Raw genomic sequence first — 14,241 nt, forward strand, 5'->3', positions numbered from 1 at the left:
CTGGGCACGCGCGCTGTCCGCTCCGTGATCTCCGTCACAGCTAAGGGGGTCTCACGGTGTCCATCGGTGTCCATCGGTGTTCATCCGTGTTCATCGTGTCTCACCTGCGGATTCGCCTGCGAAATAGGGGTGTTGGCGGGTGGCGTTCAGCCGTGCAGGATGACTTTCCCGGCCCGCCGGCCAGCTCTCGGCGGCGGGTTCGAGGCGTCGTGTGGGCGGGATCGTGCCACGGATTTCCGGCCGGTCCAAGCCGCGGTTCGCCTGCACCATGACCGGACCGTCGTCGGGCGAGAGAGGAGCGAGAGCGATGCAGATGAGCCGGAAGCGGGCGCGCGCTATACCGCAAGATCTCGAAACGGCCGTTTCCAGCTCCTCCGCAAAGCTGCTGATGACACAGACCACGAAGAAGGGGGCCCGGATGGGCGACGCCACTACCACGCCTGCGGCCGGATGCATCCGGCCGACGAGTGCCCATCGTGGTCATGCGGGGGCGGCATCGGACCGTCCTTCCGGACGCGGCCAGGAAGGGGACGGCATGAGTGGAGCACGTAGCACAGTCTCGGCGATTTTTCTCGCGGCCGGTCCTCGGCAGGCTCCTTCCAAGAGACACCGGCGAGGACTGGCAGGGGGCGGGATGGCAACGGCAGCCGAGCGGCCTGGTGACTTTCACAGAGCTGCTGGTGACCCTGCTGGTTACCTTCGCCGGGGGACTGGTGACCTTGCTGGTTACCTTCGCCGTTGCGCTGGTGACCTGCGGAAAGTAACCAGTGGTGACGCTATTTCAGGTGTTGCCGAAATGCGATGCCAACCGAGTGAATCCGGTGACCGTAGCGGTGACCGGTGCGGGGTTGATTGCAGCGACAACGATCAAGCACGCGGCTGCAACGCCGGAACGGGGAAGTAGATGAACGGCACTCAGTGGATGGACCGCCTCCTGGCTCAGGCGGCGCGCAACGGGGGCCTGCTGGCGGACCTGGAGGAGCGGATGACCCGCTTGGAGCGCTCTACCGGCGGGGCTTGCCCGACTGTCGCTCTTCCAGCGCGTCGATACGCTGCAACGCCTGCTGGATCTGCTCCTGCTGGCTCTCAAGCAGCGTCATGAGCCGTTCGAGGTCGGCGGCGGGAACCTGCACCATCTCGCCGCCGGCCTCCGGGCCCGCACCCTGGGCCTGCTTCGGGGTCTGGCGCACGAACGTGCCGCGCCCCTGGACGGCGTAGATCAAGCCCTCTTCCCGCAGCACACGCATCGCGTTGCGCAGGGTCATCGGGGCGACGCCGAAGCGCTTCTCCAGCTCCGGCGCTCCCGGTAGCTGGTCGCCGACCTTGTAGCGGCCCCTGGCGATGTCCGCCCGTAGCTCGTCGGCGGCCCGCAGGTAAGGGGGGCGCTCGTCGGCGGGGGGCACAGTCATAGCACCAGGGTAGCCCCCTCTAACCCCCATAGCCCAGTAGTCCGCGACACGCCAACGAAAAACCCCTCTTGCTCCTCTAGCTCCCCTAGAGGTACTGTTCTCGGCGTCGGCACTCCCGCCGACGTCACGGCCCAACCCTTTGGAGTCCTCATGGCTCGCATCACCGTCCGCCCCGACCTGACCGGCGTGACCCACATCGTCGCCGTGCCCCCGACCGTCAAGGTCAAGGACATGGAGACCGGCGAGATCGCCGTTGACCGGGACGGCAAGACCCGCCTGTTCACCGTCCAGCTGATGGAGACCTTCGGCCTCCAGGCCCAGGTCATCAAGGTCACCGTCCCCGAGACGGGCCTGATCGACGGCCTGGCCCTCGGCGCGATCGTCCGCCCCGTCGGCCTGATCGCCTCCCCGTGGGGCAACGCGTTCGGCGGTCAGGTCACCGTGGGTCTCGCCTACCGCGCCGAGTCCCTGGAACTGGCCAACCCCACGGCGGCCCCGGCCAAGGCCGAAGCCGCCGCGAAGTGAGACCGCCGAGCTGCCCTCGCCTCATCGCTGACGCGGGCCCGGCTCCGGCCCCCACCGCCCCGCACCACCCCCGACCCGAGATCCGATCGGATGTGACCGCATGACGCCCGCCGTGGCCCCCTCGCCGTCCCCGAGCCCGACCGGCACCCCGCTGCCCTCGCTCGACCCCTCGAACCTGGTCCCCTCCTGGCTGCCACTCCTCGGCGTCGCCGTGGCCCTGGTCCTCCTGGTCTGGCTGACCGTCAAGACCGTGACCTACATCCGCGCCGACACCGAGACCCGCGCCAGCATCCGCCAGGCCTTCCGCATCCGCCGGACCTGGCCCCGCCTGGCCCGCAACCTCGGCCTGACCACCACCGACCGGACCCCGACCCTGGCACAGCAACTCCGCACCTCCCCCGAGCGTCCCAAGCCGGAACCGCGCATCCTGTTCCCGAAGGTCACCACCACGGCGGACCGCTTCGGAGTCCAGATCCGCATGCGCACCATTGCGAAGGTGGGCCTGGCCGAAGTCCAGCGCGAAGCCGACCACCTGGCCGAAGCCTGGGGCTGCACCCGCGTCTCCGTCGACGTCGACAAGCCCGGACAGCTCCTGCTCCGCGCCGTGCGCAACGAACCCCTGCACACCCCGATCCACTACACGCCCACCGGCAAGCCCACCAAGGACCTGGGCGTGTGGGACCTCGGCGTGGACGAGTACGCCCAGGCCGTCGCCCTGCGCATGGCCAACGTCCCCGGCGCGGCCGTCGCCGGCCTCCCCGGCTACGGGAAAAGCTCCCTCATCAACGCCCTGATCGCGCGTCTGGCCCCCTCGGCGGCCGTCCAGTTCATCGTCCTGGACGGCAAGGTCAGCCGCGCCGACGAGGGCGACTACGCCGACGTCATCGACCGCATCGCCGAATTCGTGGGCGACGACCTGGACGCGGCCAACCAGCTGTTCAAGCGCCTCGTGCAGCTGCGCCGCGACCGCTCCTCGGCCATCCGCCGCGTGCTGGGCACCACGAACATGTGGGACAAGGGCCCCACCCCCGCATGGCCACTGCTGGTCGTCATCGTGGACGAGGCCCACACCTACTTCCGCGACTACAAGGGCAACGACCCCGAGACCAAGCGCCTCGCCGCCCTGTCCGCCGAGAACGCGCGCCTGGTCGAAGACCTGGTCAAGAAGGGCCGCAGCGTCGGCATCACAACCCTCCTGGCCACCCAGAAGGCCACCGGCGACGCCATCCCCACGTTCATCCGCGACGTGTGCTCGGTCGCCCTGTCCTTCGCCCAGAAGACCACCGACGCCGCCGTCGCCGCGCTGGGCGAGGACATCCGCAACTGGCCCGACGCCTCCCCGATCAACCTCCTGGACGACCGCTTCGTCGGCGTCGCCGTCATGGTCCGCCAGGGAAAGCCCGGCTTCCTGCGCGTCCGCATCCCCTACATCAACCCCGACCGGTGCGCCCAGGTCGCCCAGAACTGCGGACACCTCACCGCCGACCCCTTCCAGCTCCTCACCAAGCTCACTGGGCCGCGCCTGGTCACCGACGCCCTGGACGACGCGGCCTGACCACCCTGCCGCTAAGGAAGGAGACCCCGGCTCATGCCGAACCCGCACGTCACCCGCGTCACCGTGACCGCCGTCATGGGCCTGATCGCCGCCCTGGCCTTCACGTTCAGCTTCGGCAACGTCTGGGCCCTCGCCCTGCGCCTCGGCATCCCGCACCCCATCGCCCCACTCATCGCACCGATGGTGGACCTGTCCGTCGTCGGCCTCCTCGCCGCCCTGCGCCACCTGTCCCTGACCGGCATCGACCGCCGCGAACTGCGACCCGCGATCCGGCTCATGCACACCTCCGGCCTGCTCACCCTCGCCCTGAACACCGCCGAACCCCTGATCCTCCACCACTGGGGCCGCGCCGCCCTCGACGCCGTCGCCCCGCTCCTCCTGCTCGGCTGGGGCGCCGTCGGCCCCCTCCTCCTTCGCCATCTCCACACACCTCTAACCCCCCTCGCGCCTATGACGGGGCCTGTTGGTCCGGAAACCCACAGCCCTTCACCAGTCGAGACCTCCACGGCCCTGCCGCACCCCACCAGCCCCGACCCGACGCCCGCACCCGAACCCGTCACCGAACCCCCGGCCCCCGAACCCAACCCGGCCCCGGCCGCGCCGCTTCCAGTCCCGGCCGGACTGCTGGTCACCGCCCGTCAGCTCGACCAGCAACACCGCGCGCAGCACGGCCACCCCATGACCGCCACCCAACTCGGCACCCGCATGGGACTGCCCAGCCCCATGGCCAACGCCGTCCACGCCGAGCTGATCACCGCCTGATCCTCACCCGCCGCGCGCCGACCGGCGCACTCCCGCTCGCACCGGTCGGCGCACGGCAGCACCCCATCCCACCGGCCCCGGAGCAACCACGCCCACCGCGCCCGAACCCCGCCCCGTCCCCGACACCTCCGCCAGGAAGGAGCACCCGCCCATGACCGCTGACCTGAGCCCCGCCGCACGGGAACTGCTCCACCTCGCCCAGCACCCGCGCTTCGACCGCATCACCGCGTCCGTGGAAGCGGTCCGCGGCTGCACCCGGCCCATCCAGCTCTTCGGACACGCCACCACCCACGACGCCGCGACCGGCGAGGTGCTGCACCACTTCGACACCCGCGACGAACCCTTCGGGCGGCTCCTGGTCCCCTGTGGCAACCGCCGCGAAAGCCGCTGCCCGTCCTGCTCTCGCCTCTACTCCGCTGACACCTTCCACCTGATCCGCGCCGGACTCGCGGGCGGCAAGAACGTCCCCGACACCGTCACCACTCACCCGCGCGTCTTCGCCACCCTCACGGCGCCCAGCTTCGGCCCCGTCCACAACCAGCCCACCACCCGAAGCGGCAAGCGACGCCCCTGCGCCTGCGGCATCCACCACCTCGACACCGACCCCGCCATCGGTATCCCGATCACTCCCGCCGCCTACGACTACGCCGGGGCCGTGCTCTTCAACGCCCACGCCGGAATGCTCTGGGCCCGCTTCACCACCTACCTGCGCCGCGCCGTCGCCAAGGCCGCCGGGCTCAAGGTCAAGGAACTGCCCGACCACGCCCGGCTCTCGTTCGCCAAGGTCGCCGAGTTCCAAAAGCGCGGCCTGGTCCACTTCCACGCCATCGTCCGCATCGACGGACCCGACGGCCCGACCACCACCCCGCCGACCTGGGCCACCACCGAACTCCTCGACGCCGCGATCCGCGAAGCCCACGAGCGCACCGCCCTCACCGTGATCTCCAACAGGGTCGGCGAACGCGAGATGCGCTGGGGTGCTCAGCTCGACGTGCGCCCCATCACCACCAGCGGCGCGCATGACGACCGCGAGCTGACCGAACAGGCCGTCGCCGCCTACGTGGCCAAGTACGCCACCAAGAGCGCCGAATCCTCCGGCACCGTGGACCGCTCCCTCCACTGCAATCCCTGCAACGGGCGCGGCCACGTAGCCGACCCCGCCGGACACGTCCGCCAGTGCAAGCACTGCCACGGCACCGGACAGGCCGAACCCATCCGCGACCTTCGCGTCGCCACCCACGTCCGCGCCATGATCCGAACCTGCTGGGACCTCGGAGCGCTCCCAGAGTTCGCCGACCTCAAGCTCTGGAAGTGGGCCCACATGCTCGGCTTCAAGGGCCACTTCTCCACCAAGTCCCGCCGCTACTCCACCACCCTGGGCCAGCTCCGCGACGCCCGCCGCAGTTGGCGCGCCGAGACCAACCGCAGCCACCACGGTCTGCCCCCGATCGACGAGACCACCACCCTCGTCGTCAGCAGTTGGCAGTTCCTCGGCACCGGCTACACCCCCGCCGAACAGCTCATCGCCGACACCGTCCGCCACAACCTCGCCGTACTTCAACAGCACAAACGAGAAGGGGGTGAGACCGCATGACAATCGTTCCCAAGTCGCCGGGTGACGTCGTCGGAGCGTTCCACTTCGGCCGGCTTGTTGCGGGCCTTCCCCAGACGCTCTCCACCTGGTGCTTCACCACCCGCGATCAGGGGGCGGCGGAAGCTGTTGCTGAGCTTCTCGGCGGGGAGAGCATCGCCTCGCCCCGTGGGTACTTCGAGGTGGACACACCATGCGCCGCACTTCCGGTCACGCTGGACAGTGATGCTGCTGTAACCGTCGAGATGGAGCATTGGAAGGCACGTGCAGCCGCACGGCGGTGCAACGGCGCGTTCTTCCAGTCCGAAGGGCAGGCATCCGAGGGGGAGCCGTGCGGATGCCCGCAGGCCATCGAAGACCGTAGGGCCATGGCCACACGAGGGACGGGGGCAAGCCCTGTGACCACGGTGCGGTTCACGCTGGCCGACGCGCCCGAGCTGGGCGTTTTCGCCTTCGAGTCCCGCGCGTGGGACATGGCCGAGCACGCGGAAGACCTGGTTGCTCAGCTCGTCGGCTCGGAGGGCGCACGCAAGGCTGAACTCGTGTTGAGCGAAAGTGAGTTCACTTCCACGGACGGTCTCCGGGTGATGTACCGCCGTCCGCTGGTGCAGCTCGCGGCGCTTAGCGGGAAGGTTGCCTCGTTCCCATCCCGCAGTGCAACCGAACTGAGTCAAGCAGCCTGACTCACGGCTGTGGCGTCGGCTCCGCCCACCTGATCGACACGCGCTCGTCGGGCACGAAGCGCTTCCCGCGCTGGCCCTTCGTGACCTCGATCCGGTCGATGGCCAGCGTCAGGCGGTCCCGGCGGAGATCGTCGGTGGCGCCATCCCAGGCGGCCCGTAGCTGCCCGGCGTCCAGCATCGGCCGAATGTCGATCGAGGGCGCGGGCAGCTTCGCCAGGTCCGCTCGAAGACCCTCAATGCGGCCCCGCAGCCGTCCTGCCAGTCGGTCGTACCGAGTGACGGCGTCCTGGCCCTTGAACTCACCTCGCACGTATCGCGCGTCTTCCAGGTCGGCCAACCGGGCCTCTTCTTCCTGGATTTCAGCAGTGATCGCGTCGCGCTTCGCGAAGCTCTCCGGGTCCGCACGCTGAACCCACCGCTGGGCGATGGCGATGAGCAGAGGGTCTGTCGGAGCAAGCGCGGGCAGGCGCGTCAGGAACATCTGGGTGACGTGCTTGTCCACGCTCTCGGCCATGGCCGACGCACCCGCACAGAGATTCCCAGAACGCTTCGCCATGCACTGGTAGCTGTTGCCCACCTTGTGCATCCGTCGGCCGCACCCTGGCACGGCACAGTAGATCAACCCCGTAAGCAGGGCAGTTCCGCTCGGCTTCGCGTGGCGCTTCCCAGCGTGCTCGAAAGTCCTGGACTCCAACTGCCGGATGATGAGCTCACGCTCTCCGACGGTGATGATGCCCTCGCCGATGCTGACCGTCTCCAGCGTCTCCGGATCGCGATACGGGAACACCCGAGCTGTGTACTTGCGCTCGCCGTCGTCCGTCTCGACGGTTTCCGTCTCGGGCATGAGCCCTGCGAACGCGGGGGAGCGCAGCAACTGCATGATGCTCGCGGCGTTCCACTGGCCACCGCGCGGCGACGGGATCTCGTGCTCGTTCAGGAACCGGGCGATCTTGGTCAGGGACTTGCCCGCCAGTGCCTCGTCTGCGATCAGCCGGGCGTATGTGCAGGTGTCCGGGTTGTGCACCAGCTTCTTCGTCTCGGGGTCCAGCAACAGACCATAGGGCGGCTGGCCTCCGATCCACTGACCCCGCCGCCGAAGGAACTGCTTGGCGTGCCCGACACGCGTGCCCAGGTTCTTGGACTCGGACCGAGCCAGCTCCGCGAGCATGGCGACGATCATTCGGGCTGAGTCGTTCGACGTGTCCAGACCGTCGATCACGGAGACCAGCCGCCCGCCGGCCTTCTCGATGCCGTCCAGCACCTTGCCGACCTGGCCGATGCCCTTGCGGCTGAGCCGGTCCAGCTTCCAGACGATGAGGGTCCCGACGACCCCGGCGGTCACGGCGTGGAGTGCGGCGTCGAAGCCCTTGCGCTCGACGGACTTGTATCCGGAGCGGCCTCGGTCGATGTGGATCTTTCGGACGTGCAGTCCGTTGCGCTCAGCCCAGGCTCGGCAGTCGGCTTCCTGGCGCTCGATGGCGGTCTTGCCGTCGCGGTCCAGCGAAAGTCGCAGGTAGAGGTCACACAGGCCGTGGTGGTGCATGGCGTCGATTCTCCCGGAAGTTCAGTGCATCGTTGTGAACTTCCAGAAGTCGAGTACGACGATCTTCCCCCGCAGATCCGCGAGGGTCAGATCCTTGCCGCCGGTGTTGAGCCATCCGCCCTTGCCGACCAGCTCGGGGGCGCGAACGCGTGCACGTGATGCCATACCTTCATCCAACCCCATCGGGCTGTCGGTGCATTCCAGTCAGTCCCTGGACGTTGCTTGGCCAGGTAGTTCGCTCGGTGGTACGCCTTCGCAGTCCCCGGTCGGCGTTCGACCTCCACGACCGCGGCCCAGTGGGCAACGAACGCCTGGACGGGGAAAGCTGCCCCCGGGCTCTGCTTCGCGGGCTCCGGGGCGGCGGTCACGGTCGTCGGCGCGGTCACGATTGCGGGCAGCATCCGAAGAACACGGGCGGTCGAGTAGCGGCCTGCTGCGAGGCTTTTCATCCGGATCGACAGCGATGAGCAACGCTCCGTATTACAGTTGGAATATGAGCGACAAGGCCAAGCTGAGCATCAGCATCGACGAAGAGCTCAGCGCCACGCTTCGAGCGATCGCGGCGCAGCGCCAGGAGCAGATCTCCACGGTGGTCACGCACGCCCTGGTCGACTACTTCGCCCACGAGCAGCGGCGGCTCGACGGCCTCGCCGCCATGGCGGAGTACCAGCACGAGCACGGCGCCTTCACCGCCGACGAGCGGAGGGCGGCGTCGGAGCGGGTCGACGAGCTGATGGGCTGGACGTCCGGTGCCGGACGGCAGAGCGCGTGAACGCGATCGTCTACGACACCGGTGCCCTGATCGCAGCCGAGAAGAACGACCGCGCGTTCGTCGCGCAGCACGAGACGCTGCTCGCCGCAAGGGTTCGCCCAGTGGTGCCGGCGGGAGTGCTGGCACAGGCGTGGAGCACGCGTCCCTCGGCGGCCGTTCTGCATCGGGTCCTGCGCGGCTGCGAGATCCTGCCCCTGACGGAGGAACGCGCCAAGGCGGCCTCCGAGCTCTGCCGCCGAGCGGGCAGCCACGACGTGGTGGACGCGAGCGTCGTCCTCGCGGCCGTCGAGAATCTCGACGCGCCCATCCTCACCGACGACCTCGGCGACATCGGCAAGCTTGTGGAGGCGTCAGGGCGCCCGCAGATCAAGGTCGCCCGTCCGTAGCCTGGGCTGGACGGTCCACGCGACGGGCGGCAGACCGGGCTGTCCGTGCTCATCGCGTCGGTGTTCCCGTTGCGCAGCGCGCACCATGCGGATCCGTTCCATGTCGGGCAGTACGCCCGCGCTCTGCCTCTCGGCGGAGCGAGATCTTGTGGCCGAAGGCAGTACAGGAATCGAGCCCGACCCGGAGCGGATCGGCTACTACCGACCGCTCTGGGATCTCAGTCAGCCCCGTGCCTACGCTGTGGCGGGCAGGGGCGGCAGGGGCGGCAGGGGGAGCGGGAGGCCCGGCAGGCCGTCGATGCTCTGCTCGATGTGCTCCTTCTTGTGGAAGTACGCGTCGAGGCTCTCGTCCGTCTCGCGTTCGAAGCGGGACCGGTGCAGCGGGCGGTCCTCGTCGTAGGTCATGAACGGCACGGCGTACCCGCAGGTGTCGCGGACCAGCTCCGCGGTCACCACGATGATCGCGCGCGGGCCGTGCGGGGCGGGGTCGATCGCGGGGAAGTGGGCGACCAGCGCGGGCCAGCGCGGGTCGTCACGGAAGACGGGCTCGCCGCGCCCGTGCACGCGCACGATGTTCGGCGGGCCGTCGAAGGCGCACCACATCAGCGTGATGCGGCCGTTCTCCCGCAGGTGGGCGATGGTCTCGGCGTTGCTGCCGGCGAAGTCGAGGTAGGCCACGGTCCGCTCGTCGATCACCGCGAAGGAGCCGCTGAGGCCCTTGGGGGAGAGGTTCACGGTACCGTCGCCGGAGAGCGGTGCGGTGGCGGTGAAGAACATGTGCTGCGCCTCGATGAACTCCCGCAGCCGACCGTCGATGCGTTCATACGTCTTTCCCATGGGGTCATGATGCGCAGGGCAGGGCTCTTTCGTCCGGGCTTTTCGGCCGGGGAACCGGGATGCCCGCGCGGACATCAAAGGGACATGGGACGTGAGCGAGCGGTGCGTGTCGCGGGGTTCGTCCTCGCGGGCCTGCTGTTGACATCCTGCGGTTCCGGCTCGGGTCCGGGTCCGGGTTCAACCCCCGGGACCGGCTCGCCGACGCCGGTGCGCCCTCCGACGGTGAGCGCGCCCGCAGCGGTGCACCTCCCGATCGAGGCCGTCGCGGTGACGGACGGCGGACGGAGGCTCGGCGTCCAGGCCCTCGGCGGCGGCTGCCGCCGGCTCGCCCTCCAGGCCCAGGAGTCGTCCACGGAGGTCCGGTTGACCCTGACGATGTCCCGCCCGCCGGGGATCTGCCCGCCCTACGTGACCCTCGTCGAAGTGACCACGACCCTCCACACCCCGCTCGGCGGCCGCCGCCTCTTCGACACCACCACCGGCCGGCCGGTCACCCCGCGTTCGCGCTGACGTCGTGCCGTCGCGCATGGGCTGGGCCCGCCGCGGGTGGCAGCATGTGCGATGACGCCCCGGCACATGCGAGAGAGGGAAAGCACGATGAAGTTTCTGATGCGCGAGCGGGTCTTCGGTATCGGCGACGACCACTGGATCACCACCGAGCACGGCGACAAGGCGTTCCTCGTCGACGGAAAGGCCCTGCGCATCCGGGAGACGTTCGAGCTCAAGGACCACCACACCGGCGAGATCGTCGCCGTGATCAAGAAGAAGATGATCGCGGTCCGCGACACGATGATGGTCGAGCGGGACGACGAGCGCATCGCCACGGTGAAGAAGAAGCTGATCACCGTCTTCCGCGACAAGTACCTGGCCGAGCTGGGGGACGCCGTCGGCGGCGGCGAGATCGAGATCCACGGCAACTTCACCGACCACGAGTTCACCATGGAGCAGGACGGGCGCCGGATCGCCCAGGTCAGCAAGAAGTGGTTCTCGATCCGCGACACCTACGCGATCGACGTGGCCGACGACGAGGACGTGCCGCTGCTGCTCTCGATCGCGGTGTGCGTGGACCACATGCACGCGGAGGAGCACCCGCACGAGGTGTGAGCCGATGCGTACCGACGCCTGCGCGAAAGGTTGAGTGGAATAGACTCAACTTATGTCATGCTTGACGGAGCAGACATAGCGCAGGCACAGGCGAGCCCGGGTGCGACCGGAGGAGGACCGAACACACGTGGATGCCAGCAAGCTCACCACCAAGGCCCAGGAGGCCTTGTCCGCAGCGATCCGGCAGGCTTCGGGCGCGGGCAACCCGGACGTGACGCCCGTGCACGTCCTCCTCGCCCTGCTGGAGCAGCCCGAGGGCATCGCCCGGCCGCTGCTGGAGGCGGTCGGGGCCGACCCGGCGCGCCTGCGCGGCGCGGCCGAGCGGCTCGCCCTCGCGCTGCCCAGCGCGCAGGGTTCGACGGTCGCCGCGCCGCAGCTGGCGCGGCAGACCGTCGCCGTCCTCAACGAGGCCGCCGCCCGCGCGGCCGAGCTGGACGACCAGTACGTCTCGACCGAGCACCTGATGGTCGGCCTCGCCGCGGAGGGCGGCGCGGCCGCCGAGGCGCTCAAGGCCGAGGGCGCCACGCCCAAGGCGCTGCTCGACGCCTTCAAGGAGGTGCGCGGCAGCGCCCGGGTCACCTCCCCGGACCCCGAGGGCAGCTACAAGGCGCTGGAGAAGTACGGCACCGACCTCACCCAGGCCGCCCGCGACGGCAAGCTCGACCCGGTCATCGGCCGGGACCACGAGATCCGCCGCGTGGTGCAGGTGCTCTCCCGCCGCACCAAGAACAACCCCGTCCTGATCGGCGAGCCCGGCGTCGGCAAGACCGCCGTCGTCGAGGGTCTCGCCCAGCGCATCGTCGCCGGCGACGTGCCGGAGTCGTTGCGCGGCAAGCGCCTGGTCGCGCTCGACCTCGGTGCGATGGTCGCGGGCGCGAAGTACCGCGGCGAGTTCGAGGAGCGGCTCAAGGCCGTCCTGAACGACATCAAGTCCAGCGAGGGCCAGGTCATCACCTTCATCGACGAGCTGCACACGCTGGTCGGCGCAGGCGCCGGCGGCGACTCGGCTATGGACGCGGGCAACATGCTCAAGCCGATGCTGGCCCGCGGTGAGCTGCGCATGGTCGGCGCGACCACGCTCGACGAGTACCGCGAGCGGATCGAGAAGGACGCGGCGCTGGAGCGCCGCTTCCAGCAGGTGCTGGTCGGCGAGCCCAGCGTCGAGGACACCATCGCGATCCTGCGCGGCCTCAAGGGCCGCTACGAGGCGCACCACAAGGTGCAGATCGCGGACGCGGCGCTGGTCGCGGCCGCCACCCTGTCCAACCGCTACATCACCTCCCGCTTCCTGCCGGACAAGGCCATCGACCTGGTCGACGAGGCCGCGTCCCGGCTGCGCATGGAGATCGACTCCTCCCCGGTCGAGATCGACGAGCTGCAGCGCTCCGTCGACCGGCTGCGGATGGAGGAGATGGCGCTGTCGAAGGAGTCCGACGCGGCCAGCGTCGAGCGGCTGTCCCGGCTGCGCCGCGATCTAGCGGACAAGCAGGAGCAGTTGGGCGCGCTGACAGCGCGCTGGCAGCAGGAGAAGAGCAGCCTCAACAAGGTCGGCGAGCTCAAGGAGCGCCTCGACGGCCTGCGTGGTCAGGCCGAACGCGCCCAGCGCGACGGCGACTTCGCCTCGGCGTCCCGGCTGATGTACGCGGACATTCCGGCCGCCGAGCAGGAGCTCGCCGAGGCCCAGGACGCGGCGCGGACCGAGTCCACCACCTCGTCCATGGTCAAGGAGGAGGTCGGCCCGGACGACGTCGCGGACGTCGTGGCGGCCTGGACGGGCATTCCCGCCGGGCGGCTGCTGGAGGGCGAGACGACGAAGCTGCTGCGGATGGAGGACGAGCTCGGCCGCCGTCTGGTCGGCCAGCTCGCCGCCGTCCAGGCCGTCTCCGACGCGGTCCGGCGCGCCCGCTCCGGCATCGCCGACCCGGACCGTCCGACCGGCTCCTTCCTCTTCCTCGGCCCGACCGGCGTCGGCAAGACCGAGCTGGCCAAGGCGCTCGCGGACTTCCTCTTCGACGACGAGCGGGCCATGGTCCGCATCGACATGAGCGAATACAGCGAGAAGCACAGCGTGGCGCGGTTGGTGGGCGCGCCCCCCGGCTACGTCGGCTACGAGGAGGGCGGCCAGCTCACCGAGGCCGTCCGGCGCCGCCCGTACACGGTGGTGCTGCTGGACGAGGTCGAGAAGGCCCACCCTGAGGTCTTCGACATCCTGCTGCAGGTCCTGGACGACGGGCGCCTGACGGACGGCCAGGGCAGGACGGTCGACTTCCGCAACACCATCCTGATCCTGACCTCCAACCTGGGCTCGCAGTTCCTGGTCGACCCGACGGTGGAGGACTCCGCCAAGAAGGACCGCGTCCTCGAAGTGGTCCGGGCCTCGTTCAAGCCGGAGTTCCTCAACCGCCTCGACGACATCGTGGTCTTCGAGCCGCTGTCCACGGCCGAGCTGGGCCGCATCGTCGACCTCCAGGTCGCCGCGCTGGACCGGCGTCTCGCCGACCGGCGGATCACCCTGGACGTCACCGAGGCCGCCCGCGACTGGCTCGCGATCACCGGCTACGACCCGGCCTACGGCGCCCGCCCGCTGCGCCGCCTGGTCCAGTCGGCCATCGGGGACCAGCTCGCCCGCGCCATCCTCGCCGGCGACGTCCGCGACGGCGACACCGTCCTGGTCGACGCCGACGAGGGAGCGGACCAGCTCACCGTCTCCCGCGAGGGCGACTGAGGTCCCTGGGCCTGGGACCGACGTCCCGACCGACGCCTGAACGGGCCCGGCACGCACGCGTGCCGGGCCCGTTCGCCGTGTTCGCCGTCGTCCCGGGCCCAGTCGTTCCGTGTTCGGCGGCGTCCCGTTGTCCCGGCCCTTCCGTCCGCGCGGAGTATGGGGCAGCCGGGCCGCTGATGCATGGTCATCTCCCGTTCTCTTGTGGCGGGTGGGGTCCTCCGGAATCCTGTTGCCCGGCGGCGTCGCCGGGGGTCGGGGGCCCGTCGGCGCCCGCAGCATGCCGCACCGCCGAGGTCCCAGGGCTCCGACCGGTGCCCGCCGTGGCGGGCGCGCCGAGGGGGGAGTCCTC

The 14,241-nt window shown here is 69.8% G+C and carries 14 protein-coding genes; 10 read left to right on the top strand and 4 right to left on the bottom strand.

Translation table 11 applies throughout. The features are described 5' to 3' along the window. Positions 1-1,004: 1,004 nt before the first annotated feature. Positions 1,005-1,409 (bottom strand): GntR family transcriptional regulator, encoded by a 405-nt coding sequence (locus TR49_RS08155; RefSeq protein ID WP_042378811.1) that lies wholly within the window; start codon positions 1,407-1,409, stop codon positions 1,005-1,007. A 150-nt stretch (positions 1,410-1,559) separates the two neighbouring features. Here TR49_RS08155 and TR49_RS08160 point away from each other — a divergent pair, with 150 nt between their 5' ends. The 5 genes from TR49_RS08160 (at position 1,560) to TR49_RS39740 (ending at position 6,525) form a co-directional block, all read left to right on the top strand. Further along, on the top strand, positions 1,560-1,934 hold the full coding sequence (locus TR49_RS08160) for an SCO3933 family regulatory protein (RefSeq protein ID WP_042378815.1): 375 nt from the start codon (positions 1,560-1,562) through the stop codon (positions 1,932-1,934). Between the two features lie 100 nt (positions 1,935-2,034). Beyond that, positions 2,035-3,489 (top strand): FtsK/SpoIIIE domain-containing protein, encoded by a 1,455-nt coding sequence (locus TR49_RS08165; RefSeq protein WP_084724679.1) that lies wholly within the window; start codon positions 2,035-2,037, stop codon positions 3,487-3,489. 33 nt (positions 3,490-3,522) lie between these two features. Next, the gene (locus tag TR49_RS08170; protein ID WP_042378819.1) at positions 3,523-4,251 is read left to right on the top strand and encodes a DUF2637 domain-containing protein; all 729 of its coding nucleotides are present in this window, start codon (positions 3,523-3,525) and stop codon (positions 4,249-4,251) included. A gap of 151 nt (positions 4,252-4,402) precedes the next feature. Next, on the top strand, positions 4,403-5,845 hold the full coding sequence (locus TR49_RS08175; protein WP_042378828.1) for a zinc finger-like domain-containing protein: 1,443 nt from the start codon (positions 4,403-4,405) through the stop codon (positions 5,843-5,845). Beyond that, positions 5,842-6,525: a recombination directionality factor gene (locus tag TR49_RS39740; protein ID WP_052434107.1), complete on the top strand. Its 684-nt coding sequence runs from the start codon at positions 5,842-5,844 to the stop codon at positions 6,523-6,525. The genes TR49_RS08175 and TR49_RS39740 overlap by 4 nt, the downstream gene beginning before the upstream one ends. A gap of 1 nt (position 6,526) precedes the next feature. Here the strand turns inward: TR49_RS39740 and TR49_RS08185 are convergent, their stop codons facing one another. Both TR49_RS08185 and TR49_RS43625 read right to left on the bottom strand, forming a co-directional pair. Then, positions 6,527-8,068, bottom strand: a complete 1,542-nt coding sequence (locus tag TR49_RS08185) for a recombinase family protein (protein ID WP_042378832.1) — start codon at positions 8,066-8,068, stop codon at positions 6,527-6,529. 21 nt (positions 8,069-8,089) lie between these two features. Continuing rightward, a complete protein-coding gene (locus tag TR49_RS43625; protein WP_160311554.1) occupies positions 8,090-8,233 on the bottom strand; it encodes a thioredoxin domain-containing protein in 144 nt (47 codons plus the stop codon). A 328-nt stretch (positions 8,234-8,561) separates the two neighbouring features. Between TR49_RS43625 and TR49_RS08190 the strand changes: the two genes are divergently transcribed. Both TR49_RS08190 and TR49_RS08195 read left to right on the top strand, forming a co-directional pair. Continuing rightward, complete coding sequence (locus TR49_RS08190; RefSeq protein WP_042378837.1) at positions 8,562-8,840, top strand: hypothetical protein; 279 nt, start codon at positions 8,562-8,564, stop codon at positions 8,838-8,840. Continuing rightward, a complete protein-coding gene (locus TR49_RS08195; protein ID WP_042378839.1) occupies positions 8,837-9,226 on the top strand; it encodes a hypothetical protein in 390 nt (129 codons plus the stop codon). The genes TR49_RS08190 and TR49_RS08195 overlap by 4 nt, the downstream gene beginning before the upstream one ends. 234 nt (positions 9,227-9,460) lie before the next feature. Here TR49_RS08195 and TR49_RS08200 read toward each other — a convergent pair whose 3' ends face one another. After that, positions 9,461-10,063 carry a pyridoxamine 5'-phosphate oxidase family protein gene (locus TR49_RS08200; RefSeq protein ID WP_042378842.1) on the bottom strand — a complete coding sequence of 201 codons (603 nt, stop codon included), beginning with the start codon at positions 10,061-10,063 and terminating at the stop codon, positions 9,461-9,463. Between the two features lie 222 nt (positions 10,064-10,285). On the opposite strand from TR49_RS08200, the gene TR49_RS08205 reads away from it, so the two are divergent. The 3 genes from TR49_RS08205 (at position 10,286) to clpB (ending at position 13,892) form a co-directional block, all read left to right on the top strand. After that, a complete protein-coding gene (locus TR49_RS08205) occupies positions 10,286-10,573 on the top strand; it encodes a hypothetical protein (protein ID WP_152627125.1) in 288 nt (95 codons plus the stop codon). Positions 10,574-10,660: 87 nt separating this feature from the next. Next, on the top strand, positions 10,661-11,167 hold the full coding sequence (locus TR49_RS08210; RefSeq protein ID WP_042378846.1) for an LURP-one-related family protein: 507 nt from the start codon (positions 10,661-10,663) through the stop codon (positions 11,165-11,167). A gap of 127 nt (positions 11,168-11,294) precedes the next feature. Then, positions 11,295-13,892 (top strand): ATP-dependent chaperone ClpB, encoded by a 2,598-nt coding sequence (gene clpB, locus TR49_RS08215; protein WP_042378849.1) that lies wholly within the window; start codon positions 11,295-11,297, stop codon positions 13,890-13,892. The last annotated feature ends 349 nt before the right edge of the window (positions 13,893-14,241 follow it).

It is taken from the genome of Streptacidiphilus melanogenes (assembly GCF_000787835.1).
Lineage (GTDB): Bacteria > Actinomycetota > Actinomycetes > Streptomycetales > Streptomycetaceae > Streptacidiphilus > Streptacidiphilus melanogenes.